Below are 13,836 nucleotides of genomic sequence, written 5' to 3'. Positions count from 1 at the left end.
ATACGGAAAACCAAATATGTAGTATAGATTTCAGCCATTTAATCTTGATTTTTCGACACTTTTTAGGCTATGCCTGCGGCGGGCTACGGCTACGCTATTTATCAAAGTTATGATTTATCAAAGCCTGAAACAACGTATTTTCCTTAATGCACAAGATAATAAATTTGTACAGTTCTTAAGTCATAAATCAGGGGTTTTTGCTAAAAAAATTTACATATGTTAGCATTGTGTCCTAATTTAGGCGCATTTATTTGCTATAACCCTTATGAAGGCTGTTCTCAAGAATTCAGAGCAAGTTACTCGCTTATTTTCTCACCTTCAATTTGATGGAAATAAACACAATCATCAACCAGGTAGTGTATTGGGAAGTACAGCGCTGATTGCGGGAACAACCGTAGGGGCTGGGATTCTTGCCCTACCAGCATTCACCCTACCATCTGGGATTTTGCCATCTACATCTGCGCTAATTGCTGTTTGGCTATACGCTTTAGTTTCAGGTTTGTTGATTGCAGAGGTGACTTTGAACGCCATCCGTCTAGAAGGGCGTCCGAGTATAGGTTTGTTGGGAATTATTGAGAAGACTCTTGGTAAGTTGGGAGCGCGGATTGCTAGCGGCGCATATTTATTCATGCATTATGCTTTGTTGGTGGCATACATCACCCAAGGCGGAGAAATTTTAATATCTGCCATTTCAAAACTCTCGGGTGTAGAGAACTTATTGCCTACCTGGGTAGGAACAACAACTTTCACCCTGATATTTGGCGGTATTATGTATCTTGGGCGAGAAAAGTTTATTGAGAAATTAAACAACGCCTTTGTCGGAATTGTCATCGTTTCCTTTTTGGGACTATTGTTGCTCGGAGGAGGACAAATTAAGAGTACCCAATTCTTAATTCAGGACTGGAGTGCTGTTGGTAGTGCAGTTTCAGTTATGTGTGTGGCGCTGTTTTACCAAAACGTTGTGCCGGTGGTTGTGACCCAACTCGAAGGAGATGTCCGCAAAATTCGTCAGTCCATCTTCATTGGTTCGTTAATTCCCTTAATTATGTTCTTGGCGTGGAATGCCCTAATTTTGGCAAGCGTCAGTCCCGATATGCTACACAGCATGTCTAACGGAAAAACTTTTTTTGACCCACTGCAAATTCTGCGAGACGGTGGTGCAGGAGAATGGTTAGGAGTGCTAGTATCAATTTTCTCAGAGTTTGCGATCGCCACATCATTCATTGGATTTGTGTACGGATTGCTGGATTTATTCAAAGATATTTTCCTCGTTACACAAGGCGAACTATCTGGTCGCCTACCCCTTTATTCGCTGGCTCTTTTCCCTCCTATGACTCTGGGAACACTCAATCCCAGCATCTTTTTTACTGCCCTAGATTACACTGGAACTTTCAGTATCTCAGTTCTTGGTGGGATTATTCCGGCGTTAATGACTTGGAAGCAACGTCAAGAGCAAAAAAAATCAAATAGCATCAATCAACCACTCGTTCCTGGTGGGAAAGTGACACTCATTGTTATGATTGCAGTGGCATTAGCCCTGATGGTCAAAGAAATTTTGTAAATTTACACAAATTCAAACCATCAATCCAAATTACAATGTAGTATAAATACCAGATACATGTAATATTAATAATATAACCCAATTCAATGAGTGATTCTCGATCGATCAAAATCAGTAAATATCTCAGTAAATATCTGCGACACACACCAGATGTAATTGGAATTAAACTTGCTCCTGGTGGCTGGGTCGTTGTTGATGAACTACTTACCGCCTGTGCTAAAAACAAGTTTCCAATTAGCCGTCAGGAATTACAGATGGTAGTTGAATCAAACGACAAACAACGTTTTTCTTTTGACTCCACAGGTACTCTAATTCGCGCTAATCAAGGACATAGTACAGAAGTTGATTTACAATTAGAATCTGTTGTTCCCCCAGACCAGCTTTATCACGGCACGGGACACAAATCTGTAGAGTCAATTTTGCAAGCAGGACTTTGCAAAATGTCGCGTCATCACGTCCATTTATCAAGGGATATTGCTACAGCACAAACAGTAGGTGCAAGACATGGAAAACCAGTCGTTTTTATTGTAGATGCTGCGGCAATGCATCAGGCAGGTTATATTTTCTATTGTTCCGAGAATGGTGTTTGGTTAGTGGATAGTGTACCACCTGAATATCTACAAAAAATTGGAATCTGAGAGGATATTTAAAAAGTTACAAACGGGATAATTAGAATTAGAACCAAGTTGTTAATAAAATTTTCCCAAATATAAAATAAAAACTCCACATCCTAAAAGTTAGTGGAGCAATTGATATTAGAATCTCAGTAATCAAGTATGACTAAAATTGCAATTTAGATTGGACAAGTTAAATTAGCTTAAAGCTTTCTTTACTTCATCTTTGATGTTTTCCACGGTATGAGCAACTTGAGCTTCAGCTTGCTTTGCTTGTCCTTCAGCTTTATCTTGTGGGTTTCCAGTTAATTCACCCACAACCTCTTGAATTTTTCCTTCAATATTTTTTGCAGTAGCTTCTATTCTTTTTTCGGCACTCATGGTTTTTATTCCCTGCTTGTAGTTAGTTGACTTATTATTAAATATACTGGGAATGTATTGTTTTTTACTTCCATCAGGGGAGAGAAAAGTTAAGTAAATTATAGTAACCTCAGATAGATGTGGAATGGCAGAGCAAAATATAGCTTAAAAATGTGAATATACGATGTCAATATACGATAAATAAATTCAGAAACGCAGATATCTCTGGCTAGCTCATCATGCCGCAATGGATACAAATAGATCGCGGCGTTGCTGATTGATGGGATGAATTTTGTTTCGCGCAAACGCGCAAAGAATCAATCTTTGACTTAGGTCAAAAATGTCAATTCATTCCGGATTTATGCAACGCTTAAATCACTATTCTTGCTCCCCCTGCAAGAATCTGTATCAATCTTAAAGTGAAACGGTACTAGCGAGGAAGGAATTAATCCTCCCTCAACTAGCTAGCTATACACCTACAGGAGTTTTAGCATGTGCCGTAGGTTCTGTCCCATCTCCCTCTAATGCTTGTCCTTCAATAAATGAACGCAGCATCCAAGCGATCTGCTCATGTTCTTCCATCAATCCAGTCAAAAAGTCCGCAGTTCCTTGATCGTGGAACTTTTCACCAGACTGATCCACATGATCTCTGAGATTACGAATAACCTGCTCGTGATCTTGCACTAGATTAGCTACCATTCCCGTAGCTGTAGGAACATTACCAGCATGTTCTTTCAGGGTAGCAATCTTGAGAAATCCCTCCATTGTGCCAATCGGATAACCACCCAAAGCGCGAATCCGCTCTGCCAAAGCATCAATATTTAATGTCAACTTTTGGTAGTGTTCTTCCCAAAGTTGGTGCAAAGAGCGGAACTGAGGGCCAACGACATCCCAATGGTACTTTTTGGTTTTTACTAACAGTAAATAGGCATCTGCCAAATCTTGATTCAACAGATTAATCACACCTTGACGCTGTTCTTGTGTCAAACCAATGTTTATCGCACGCATTATTTTTCATTCCTAAACAAACTTACTATTCATTAAAATCCCAAATTTACGACATAATACACATCAACCAAAGGACGCATTATCAGTTGAGATTGATGACAATATTGATAATTATACCTATGCCTTAATAGGTATTTAATAAGCGGATGATTTATTAATTAGTTAGACTTAATTCTATACTTGACTCACCAGTGATACAAAGGCATTAAAAATTAGGAATTAGTAATGGGTTACTGCTTTCATGCAATCACCCATTACTACCGATAAATTACTAAAGTAAAGTCTTGATTGTTTTACTTACCTGTAACTTTATCCAACAAATTCTTTACATTTTCTTCCACGGTGGTTGCACTCTGTGAATTGTCAGGACGCTTCTGCTTATCAAAGTCAGCAGCTCCTTGAACTTCATTGAGTCCTTCGTTAGATTTCTTTTGAACCTCTTTCAATCCGGCTGGTGGTTTTGTAGCGGCTTTATCAGTTTCGCGCTGAATATCAAGCAGTTGTGTTTCACCTTCGGTAGACTTGCTTTGGTAGCTATCGATCGCAAAAGCAGGAAAAGCACTAGATAACAATAGTAAGGCACAAGTAAAAGCAACAACTAGAAAACGTACTGGACGCAAGATAGATAGAACAGAAGCAATAACTTTCATTTCAAATCCTCGATAACAGCGTTAACAACGCAAAACATTTACTCTATAAGCGAAGACTATGCCTTTATTTGGCAAATTTGACCAAGCAAAATAGCAAGCTACGCTTCAATCTTGAAGTACTTCAAAAATTAACTTGAAGAAATTGCCTTTGTGTTTGTGTATTAACTCTAGAATGGTTAATTACCAAATACTCTTGACAAGTTCTTACTTTCAATGTTTGCCTGATTTATTTGTACTTGGAAAAGCATCAGATACGTATCAATCTGTAGAATGAACTTGCCACTATCTATAGTTATAAAAAAATTCACTCTGTAGATAGATCGACTTAAGCCAAACTTGGAAAGAAAGCCTTTTACAAATCGCTGGTGAAGTGGGAGAAATTTTCATCATCAAGCCTGTGATTAATCCCTATGTGGTAGGTGACCCCGTTCAAGGTCATCTATTTGTTGAGCTAGAAGATGTCATCAGACAGTTAAAAGAACTTTGGGTGATGGGTAATCAACTCCAGTCTATAGTTCTCTACGGTCACAGGCAAATGGGCAAAACTTCTATTCTGCTTAACGCTGCTAACTGTCTAGATTCACAAATAAAGCTAGCCTATGTGAACTTGCTACCTTTGGGAGATAGTCTTAGCGGGGTAAAGGGAAAAGGTTTTAATTCCTTCCCCCAACCCCAGTCACCTTTTCCCAGTCAAAACCTAGCAATTTTGGGTTGGCAGACTACTAGTTTCGGCGATCGCATTTGCTATTTTTAAGGACTATCTCCGCAAACTACGAGGGTCGAGTGCATCTCTTAGCCCATCACCGAGTAAGTTGAATGCCAACACTGTGAGGATAATCAACACAGTTGGCGGCCAAATTAACCAAGGTTGCAATACCAAAATTGAAGCATTACTAGCCAGAGAAAGCATATTACCCCAAGAGGGATCGGGTTGTTGAATACCCAAACCAATGAGGCTCAGTATTGCTTCTGCGCCAATAAAACTAGGAACTGCAAGAGTAGCAGAGATAATTACATAGGTAGCTGTTTGTGGCAAAACATGGCGGACAATAATATAAATTGGGTTACCACCCATTGCCCGTGATGCTTGCACAAATTCTCGCTCTTTAATTGATAGTACCTGTCCGCGAATTACTCGTGCTAGACCAGCCCAGCCAATAACTGAAGTAATCACCACAATCAACAAAAATCGCTGGGTACTGCTTAAACCAGGTGGCAAAACTGCCCCTAAGGTGACCAAAAGATAAATACTAGGGAAAGTCATTAGCACTTCTGCCAAGCGCATAATGATGCTATCTATCCAACCTCCAAAGTAGCCGGAAATTCCACCTACCAGCAAACCGAGGGGAAAAGATATAGCAACGCCAAAAATCCCGATAAACATGCTGATGCGGCCGCCATACAGCAAGCGACTAAGTTGGTCGCGGCCTTGGTCATCGGTGCCTAAGAGGTTAAATTTTGCCTCGTCTGTTGTACCAAATAAATGCCAATTCAAGGGAATACCGGGAAGGATTGTAGCTTCGTCCCAAGTGGGGGGTAGTGGCAAACTGAGCTGGAACAATCGGTATTCTGCGCCTGAGACAAATAGACGCAACGGTGAGGGTTTTTTGAAGTCTACAATAAGTTGGCGATCGCCTGTGTCTAAATTCGTGTCTCCCTGAGTCGTCGGATAAATATGAGGTCCGATAAACTGCCCTGATTGAGAAGCCCAATATATCTTAGTTGGTGGTAGCAATGAACCATTGGGCTGTGAGGCGTAGGGGTCATAAGGAGCGATAAAATCAGCTGCAATTACTGCTATGTAGAAAATTAACAGCAAAATAGCCCCAAATCGTGCCAAAGGATTTTTCTTCAGTCGTCGCCACCAATCCATAGTAGTTAGGAGTTATCAGTTAAGAGTTATGAGTTATTAAGCTTTTATCTTAATTCATAATTCATCATTAAATTTTGGATTTTACATTGAAGTAAAAATCGTAATAATTCAGGAGTGAGTAGTCAGAATTCAGAATGATGGAAAATCAAGTGCCCTATAAATTCTTGATTTTCCTGTTGATTATTATGCTTCAGTCTCAAATTCTTTTGAATTCTGAATTATTACGAAAAATCTAAAATCCAAAATCGAATACCTCCTAAGGGACTGACAAATAAAAGGTTAAAGGGGAAAGGGGAAAGGGATGAACAGGTCGCTTGACTTCGGCGCAAAGCATGCAGCGGGACGAAGTAGGGTTTTTAACTTTCCCCCCGCCCCTTATCCCCAGAGGGGACTCCACCTTCCCCTTCTTCATAAAAAATATCCCACTGTTCACAGTCAACAGTCAACAATCAACAGTCAACAACTTCAAGCGGTTATTTTTATTTCTTGGAGTTTGCTAACTCCTAACTGCTAACTCCTCTAAATACCGCTGCTGTTCTTCCTGTTGTTTTTCGTGTTCTACAACAAACACATTCGAGTAAAGATTAGCGAGAATTTGTTTTCCTTGTTGTGTCAGTGAGAGATAATGCAGTCCTTCTTGGATATAAGGAAATACCCCATTCCAGTAAAACTTGGCGTAATTCTTACGTAAATCGGCAGGGGTTTGATAGCCCAATACTTTATTTACACCAGTTTCTTCAAATTCGTAATATAAAGAATTAATTTTCTTCAGGTAACGTGGGTCGCTTAGTTGACCAATCAAATCAGCAGCACGTACTAATCCTGCAAAGCACTTTGTATCTTGATGATCTTCTGCCGCAGGTACGGGAAATCGAGTCAATTCAATATTGCTCTTAATTGCCTCAGCATCTATTAACTTGTGACCGCCAAAACGCTCATCAATAAAAAGCTTCGCTCTATCAACATGATACGGCGTCAAACTCGCATCAGAAGCGCCAGGAGCTAAAGAAATCATTTTGCCATTTTTTCCTGTAGCATACAATCCTGCTGTTTCTCGGTCTTGTCGGCAAACTCCTTTAACGTACCCAATATCATGACTCACTAAGGAAATAATACAATGCAGCCAATCTTCACTGGAAACACCGCCTTCCCTGATGTGTCTGCCACGCAAAATTTCTTGTCCGACTAGGGCAACTAAGATAGTGTGTTCAACATTATGATAAAGGGCATCGCTATTAGCAATATTTTCTAAAGCCATGTTACCAGCCCAGGCGATGATGTCCTGATAATCATTTTTGAAGCACCCATAGGTGCGACGGTAGCCTTCTCGAATTTGATTAACAAAGGCATCAATTAAAATTTCAGTGGCATTGAACATATTTGCTTACTCTGGTATTTACCAATTAGTTATTGATTTTATTGATTGATAAAAGGGAATGTGGAGTGAGGGAGACAAATCAATTCAAGATTCAAGCATTTTAGAACTCCTACCTCCTGCCTCCTCTTTCCTATACCCTAATCAAGACTAGCTTTATTGGAATTTAGGACAATGCAGTTTGCTCTTTTGTAACTCAGGTATAGGTGTAGACGCTACCTTGACCTATCCTCGATTACAAGATAGGGTGTAAGTCTGAACCAACACAAACGCTTCCAAGAGATGATAAATTGCGTGGTATGAGCAAGTAGCTAGTATACAAGCATACATTAATGAATACTTCTAACTCTAATCTAGATATAGTGACATCAGATTTATAGTTTTTCATTTTTAACTAATCATTGGCAGTGATCTAAATACATCTCGTGTGTGACCTAGAATAGCTAGGGACTTACAATAAATAAATTATTCAATCTTGTGTGTGGGCATCTTAGTCCCTCAAAGACAAAGGTGGGCGAGACGCGCACCTGACAACAAGTAGTTGAGTCTTTTGTAAATTCCAAATCCTTTAGATGAGATGACATAATTTTTGTATTATAGGTTGCATCAAAATTTTTAGTGACTTTCTTAGTAATTACTCTTAGCAAAATATATAATTTCGTCATATTATATACTGTTGCTTGAAAAACATATTTACTCAGAAATGGGTGATAGTTGATAACAAGTAAATAAATTTCACGTTTTCTTAAGAAAATACCAACAGTTGTAGGCATAGACAGAAAGTGGAGGTGGCACTGTGAATGATGAAAGTGTTTCCGAAGTGGAGGTAGAACAACCTGTAACGTCTGAAGATGGTAGCTTTCTGAACAAATCGGATCAAAAACAAACTAGAGTATGGTTGAAGCCATTATTCTTAGGTGCTGGTTTAGGAATAGCGATCGCCTTTGCTGGTATGGCTATATTAAGTCATCTGCCATCTCGTCAACCAAGTGCAGTAGCGGATAAAAAAGTTAACCCAGCGATGACAGTTACCATCGCTACAGTACAAACCGGGCGTGTTGTCCGTACCCTGAAAACCACTGGTACTGTAGCAGCGCGTGATTTAATTCCGGTGCTACCCCAAACCAACGGCTTACAAATCAAAAGCATCCCGGAAGATGTGAAAGAAGGAGCTTTTGTCAAACAAGGTCAAGTTTTAGCTGTGTTGGATGATTCTGTACTGCAAAACCAAATTAGCCAAGCAAGAGCAGATGTAGAATCAAAACAAGCTGATGTCCAATCTAGGCAAGCAGATCTAGCATCTAAACAATCGGATTTGGCATCAAGTCAGGCGATAGTCCAGCAAAAACAAGCAGATTTGGCTCAAGCCAAGGCTAAATTAGAGGAAGCAGCCAAGAATTATCAGCGATATCAACAACTAGCCGACTCTGGAACCATTAGTAAGCAAGAACTCGACACTCGGTCCTATGCTGTGAAAACTGCTATACAAGTTGTAAATCTTTCCCAAGAGAATGTGCATAGCGCCCAAGCTAATGTCAGAAGCGCTCAGTCGAATATTGGTAACGCCAAAGCTAGCATCAACAAAGCCAAAGCCGATGTCAAGAGTAGTGTGGCTAAGGTACAACAACTGCAAACTCAGTTGGGACAAACTGTGGTGCGGGCACCGGTTTCGGGAGCGATCGCCGAAAAACTTGCTAGAATCGGCGATGTCACGGGGGTACCGCCGCAAACCCAAGCTGGAACTGTGATTGGTGGCACACAGAAACTATTTTCGATTATTCAAGATGACAAACTAGAACTTCAGGCGAAGGTGCCGGAAACTCAACTAACACAGGTAAAAATTGGTGCATCGGTGCAAATTACTTCTGATGTCGATCGGCGAGTGCGATCGCAAGGACGAGTCAGGGAGATACAACCACAGATTAACGATCAAAGGCGTGAGGCTATAGTAAAAATTGATTTACCACCGACAACTTTACTCAAACCAGGGATGTTTGCCCGTGCTGCAATCACCACCAACTCAGCCATGAAGATAGTAGTACCGCAAAAAGCAGTTCAGTCTCAACCAGACTCAAGTGTAATTGCATTCACCTTATCGGGTGAGGATATAGTCCACACCCAAAAAGTAGAGTTAGGAGATCCAGCCAATGGTGACAAAGTGGAAATCAAGAGTGGGTTGCAATTAGGCGATCGCGTCATAGTTGACGGTGCAGCATATCTCAAAGATGGCGACAAAGTTCGAGTTGTAAAGTAAAAGGGAATGGTGACTGGGGAATGGTGACTGTTGACTAAATCTAAAATCTAAAATCTAAAATTTTCTGATGTCCTTTAATATCTCTGCTTGGTCAATCAAAAAACCTGTTCCCACGATAGTTTTATTTTTAATTTTGACTGTATTGGGTTGGTTTTCTTTCATATCCTTGGGAATTGATATTAACCCAAATATTGATGTGCCAACAGTTTTGGTAAAAGTCACCCAACCAGGTGCAGGACCGACGGAACTCGAATCTCAAGTGACGAAAAAAATTGAAGATGCGGTGGCGGGGTTGGGCAATATCGATTATATGATTTCTACCGTCACTGATGGCAGTTCCAAGACCACAATCAATTTTGTTTTGGGTACAGACACCGATCGCGCCACCAATGATGTCCGCAATGCGATCGCTCAAATTCGCCAAGAATTACCCCAAGACATTAACGATCCAATTGTCGAACGCTTAGATTTTTCTGGGGGACCGATCGTTACCTATGCCGTTAAATCAGATCGACGTTCTGTAGAAGAATTGAGCAACCTCGTAGATCAAACCATTAGCCGCGCCTTATTAGCAGTCTCAGGTGTGGCACAAATTCAGCGTGTGGGCGGAGTTGATCGAGAAATCCGCGTTAATCTCAATCCAGACCGCTTACAATCTTTAGGCATCACCGCCACCCAGGTAAACGACCAAATCCGCGCTTTAAACATTAACTTACCTGGCGGACGTGCCGAAGTCGGTGGTAGCGAACAAAGTATTCGCACACTTGGAAGTGCCAACAGTGTGGATATTTTCCAAACCTACGAAATTCTTTTACCAGGAGGTGGATCTGTACCCTTATCCAGCTTGGGAACGGTAGAAGATAAATATGGCGATGTGCGCCAAGCCGCCGTTTTAAATAATCAGCCGGTGGTAGCTTTTCAGGTGTTGCGTAGCACTGGCAGCGTTTTGGTGACTGTGGAACAAGGAGTAAAAGCAGCGATCGCCCAACTAGAAAAAACACTCCCCTCAGATGTCAAACTAGATTTAATTTTTACTAGAGCCGATATTGTCCGTCAATCCTACCAAACTACTATTGATGAATTAATTCAGGCTTCCCTGCTAGCAGTCATCGTTATTTTAGTGTTTTTACGTGACTGGCGAGCAACATTAATTACTGCTGTAGCCTTGCCTTTGTCAATGATTCCTACCTTTGCAGTACAGCAATATCTTGGTTACACCCTCAACAACATGACTTTGTTGGCATTAGCTTTAGCTGTGGGCAACTTGGTAGATGATGCCGTGGTAGAAATTGAAAACATGGAACGCCACATGGCTATGGGCAAGTCAGCTTGGGAAGCAGCTTTTGACTCTTCTGACGAAGTGGGATTAGCAGTAGTCGCCAGTTCCGCGACAATTGTTGCTGTGTTTTTGCCAGTTGCCTTTATGGGTGGAATTCCGGGGCAATTTTTCCAACCCTTTGGCGTTACCGTTGCTGTATCCACAATTTTCTCAACTTTTGTGGCGCGGATGGTTACACCGATGATGGGAGCGTATCTTTTAAATGACAAGCATGGTAGTCGGCAATCGGCAGTTGGCAGTCGGGGATACCTAAAACTGTTTAATTTTAAATTTAGGCTTCCAGGTAGTAAGACAGTTAAAACTCAGAATAATCGCCGCTTTCAACCTTATAGATCGCTCTTAGAGTGGGCATTACGCCATAGATTGATAACAATGGCGATCGCCTTAGCTTTCTTTATGGCTAGCCTGATGCTGGTGCCTTTGATTCCTAAGGGTTTCGTTGATGATGGTGACTTCGGAATTTCCAACGTATCTATAGAACTACCACCTGGTTCCACATTAGTAGATGTTAACAAGGTAGTCACACAAGCCACTGATATTATTCGCCAAAACCCAGTTGTTGAAGGCGTACTAGCCACAGAAGAAATCAATTCAGCCAGTCTTGCCATTAATCTCAAACCGAGAGAAAAACGGAATATTTCCCAAAAACAGTTTGAGGAACAAGTACGCCCTTCATTTGAGAAAATAGCGGGAGCGAGAATTAGTTTTCAAAGTCAGTCACCAGGTGATAGTCGCAAAGCTTTATCCATAGTCCTCAGAAGTGAAAATCCCCAAGCATTGAATCAAGCCGCTGATGCTTTAGAAAGGCAGATGCGAAGCATCCGCGGATTAGTAGAAGTGTCTTCAACTGCGAGTTTAGTGAAACCAGAGATTTTGGTAATTCCGAACCCCCAACGAGCCGCAGATTTGGGGGTGACAGTGCAAGCGATCGCTCGGACAGCTTCTCTTGGTACCATCGGTGATAATGATGCCAACTTGGCAAAATTTAATTTGAGCGATCGGCAAATCCCCATTCGCGTGCAAATTGACCCCGAAGCTAGGGCTGACATCAACACAATCACAAATCTGCAAGTCCCCAGCCAAAATGGTACCTTGGTTCCCCTCGCAGCAGTAGCAGATATCCGTTTTGGTAGCGGTCCCGCAACCATCGATCGCTACGATCGCGCCCGTCAAGTTGCTTTAGAAGCTAACCTGCAAGGTATTTCTTTAGGAGAAGCAGTAGAAACAGTTAACAAACTACCTGCAATGCAAAACTTGCCACCAGGAGTAGCACAGCAACCTTCAGGTAGTGCCAAAATTATGCGGGACATCTTCAGTCGCTTTGGCGGTGCATTAGGGCTCGCATTAATGTGTATCTATGCAATTTTGGTGTTGCTATACAACAACTTCCTCCATCCATTATCGATTATGGCGGCTTTGCCCTTTTGTTTAGGCGGCGCCTTGGTTGCGTTGATGATTGGCCAAAAACCTTTGGGAATATATGCCTTGATTGGTATTGTGTTGCTGTTGGGGATTGTCACCAAAAACTCGATTTTGTTAGTTGACTACACAATCATCAACATGCAAGAAGGTAAAACCCAACGTCAGGCACTCGTAGAAGCTGGTGTGTCACGTCTGCGTCCGATTATCATGACTTCGCTAGCAACCATCGCCGGTATTCTCCCTTTAGCATTGGGAATTGGCGCGGGTTCTGAAGTTCGCCAACCAATGGGAATAGCCATTATGGGCGGTTTCACAACTTCCACCCTGTTGACACTGGTGGTAGTGCCGGTGATATTTAGCTACATTGACAACTTCCAAACTTGGATTCTGGATACATTGCGTTATGGCTTTGGCAAAAAATCATCGCATTCATAAAGAGTTAGGAGTTAGGAATTCTGCCCAATCCCCAATCTTAGAAGAGGGACTAGGGACTAGGAAAGAGTTTTTCTCATCTAATCCCCAATCTCTAATCCCCAATCTCCAATCCCCACACTACAAACTTTCACCAAATTTGTTGTATTTTGAGTACAAAACCAGGTAGAACATTTTCCCCGGAAATAGTTTCAGGAAATTTTAAAACTTCCACATCTTGTCCTGGGCGATAAATTTCTACTTCCTGTTTTTTTCGGTTTATCAACCAACCTAGACGACAACCATTTTCGATATACTCTTGCATTTTCATCTGAGTTTTTTTCAAGCTGTCATTAGGTGAGAGTATCTCGATGACAAAATCAGAGCATAGGGGAATAAATTTTTCTTTTTGTTCTTTGGTCAAAGCATTCCAACGAGATTTTTCTACCCAAGAAACATCCGGAGAACGGTCAGCGCCATTAGGTAAAGTAAATCCAGTCGATGAATCAAAAACTTCGCACAATTGATTTTGATCGTTCCAGAACCATATTTGAGCGTTAATAGTAGAATTAGTTTTTCCCGTTTCCCCTCCCGTAGGTGGCATTATAATCAACTCTCCTTTGGCATTGCGTTCTAATTTCAAATCGGGGTTTTCTTCACACAATTGATAAAACTGCTCTCTTGTGAGTTTAATTACAGAATTAAGGTTTAATGTTAGTGCTGTCATAGGAGTATCTCCCATTTTTGTTTGCTGACTGGGCTAAAAAGTAAATATCCAATAGCTTACCAAAACATTACCGATTGCCTTTCCCCATTCCTTCAAATTGTGCGTAGGTGGCATATTGCTGGGAGCCATGACAGGATATTGGGGCTACCGATCACTGGAAGATTTTACCTGTGTACACAAATAGAGTTTGATTAAACTGTTGAACTTAAATGTGACAATCAATTTTCGATCCTATTCAACAT

Annotated in this window: 11 protein-coding genes; 5 read left to right on the top strand and 6 right to left on the bottom strand. The window is 41.2% G+C overall.

Features of this window, described 5'->3' with window-relative positions; genetic code table 11:
• Positions 1–265: 265 nt before the first annotated feature.
• On the top strand, positions 266–1,561 hold the full coding sequence (locus ACFG4S_RS27000) for an amino acid permease (RefSeq protein ID WP_392532007.1): 1,296 nt from the start codon (positions 266–268) through the stop codon (positions 1,559–1,561).
• Positions 1,562–1,647: 86 nt separating this feature from the next.
• Complete coding sequence (locus tag ACFG4S_RS26995; protein WP_392532006.1) at positions 1,648–2,199, top strand: RNA 2'-phosphotransferase; 552 nt, start codon at positions 1,648–1,650, stop codon at positions 2,197–2,199.
• A 174-nt stretch (positions 2,200–2,373) separates the two neighbouring features.
• Here ACFG4S_RS26995 and ACFG4S_RS26990 read toward each other — a convergent pair whose 3' ends face one another.
• From ACFG4S_RS26990 to ACFG4S_RS26980, 3 genes are all read right to left on the bottom strand, one after another.
• Positions 2,374–2,556, bottom strand: a complete 183-nt coding sequence (locus ACFG4S_RS26990) for a CsbD family protein (protein WP_392532005.1) — start codon at positions 2,554–2,556, stop codon at positions 2,374–2,376.
• A gap of 447 nt (positions 2,557–3,003) precedes the next feature.
• Positions 3,004–3,543, bottom strand: a complete 540-nt coding sequence (locus ACFG4S_RS26985; protein ID WP_392532004.1) for a Dps family protein — start codon at positions 3,541–3,543, stop codon at positions 3,004–3,006.
• Between the two features lie 293 nt (positions 3,544–3,836).
• Positions 3,837–4,193, bottom strand: a complete 357-nt coding sequence (locus ACFG4S_RS26980) for a hypothetical protein (RefSeq protein WP_392532003.1) — start codon at positions 4,191–4,193, stop codon at positions 3,837–3,839.
• Positions 4,194–4,563: 370 nt separating this feature from the next.
• On the opposite strand from ACFG4S_RS26980, the gene ACFG4S_RS26975 reads away from it, so the two are divergent.
• On the top strand, positions 4,564–4,947 hold the full coding sequence (locus ACFG4S_RS26975; protein WP_392532002.1) for a hypothetical protein: 384 nt from the start codon (positions 4,564–4,566) through the stop codon (positions 4,945–4,947).
• A 3-nt stretch (positions 4,948–4,950) separates the two neighbouring features.
• Here ACFG4S_RS26975 and ACFG4S_RS26970 read toward each other — a convergent pair whose 3' ends face one another.
• Both ACFG4S_RS26970 and ACFG4S_RS26965 read right to left on the bottom strand, forming a co-directional pair.
• Positions 4,951–6,066: an ABC transporter permease gene (locus ACFG4S_RS26970; RefSeq protein ID WP_392532001.1), complete on the bottom strand. Its 1,116-nt coding sequence runs from the start codon at positions 6,064–6,066 to the stop codon at positions 4,951–4,953.
• A 496-nt stretch (positions 6,067–6,562) separates the two neighbouring features.
• Positions 6,563–7,444: an Npun_R2479 family HD domain-containing metalloprotein gene (locus ACFG4S_RS26965; protein ID WP_392532000.1), complete on the bottom strand. Its 882-nt coding sequence runs from the start codon at positions 7,442–7,444 to the stop codon at positions 6,563–6,565.
• A gap of 793 nt (positions 7,445–8,237) precedes the next feature.
• On the opposite strand from ACFG4S_RS26965, the gene ACFG4S_RS26960 reads away from it, so the two are divergent.
• Positions 8,238–9,695, top strand: coding sequence for an efflux RND transporter periplasmic adaptor subunit (locus ACFG4S_RS26960; RefSeq protein ID WP_392531999.1), 1,458 nt, complete (start codon positions 8,238–8,240; stop codon positions 9,693–9,695).
• A gap of 67 nt (positions 9,696–9,762) precedes the next feature.
• Positions 9,763–12,891, top strand: coding sequence for an efflux RND transporter permease subunit (locus tag ACFG4S_RS26955; RefSeq protein WP_392531998.1), 3,129 nt, complete (start codon positions 9,763–9,765; stop codon positions 12,889–12,891).
• A 127-nt stretch (positions 12,892–13,018) separates the two neighbouring features.
• Here ACFG4S_RS26955 and ACFG4S_RS26950 read toward each other — a convergent pair whose 3' ends face one another.
• A complete protein-coding gene (locus tag ACFG4S_RS26950; protein WP_392531997.1) occupies positions 13,019–13,594 on the bottom strand; it encodes a Uma2 family endonuclease in 576 nt (191 codons plus the stop codon).
• Between the last annotated feature and the right edge of the window lie 242 nt (positions 13,595–13,836).

The sequence above is a fragment of the Nostoc sp. C117 genome (genome assembly GCF_043099735.1).
In the GTDB taxonomy this organism is placed as follows: domain Bacteria; phylum Cyanobacteriota; class Cyanobacteriia; order Cyanobacteriales; family Nostocaceae; genus Nostoc.
This window is presented reverse-complemented; position numbering and strand designations above follow the sequence as displayed.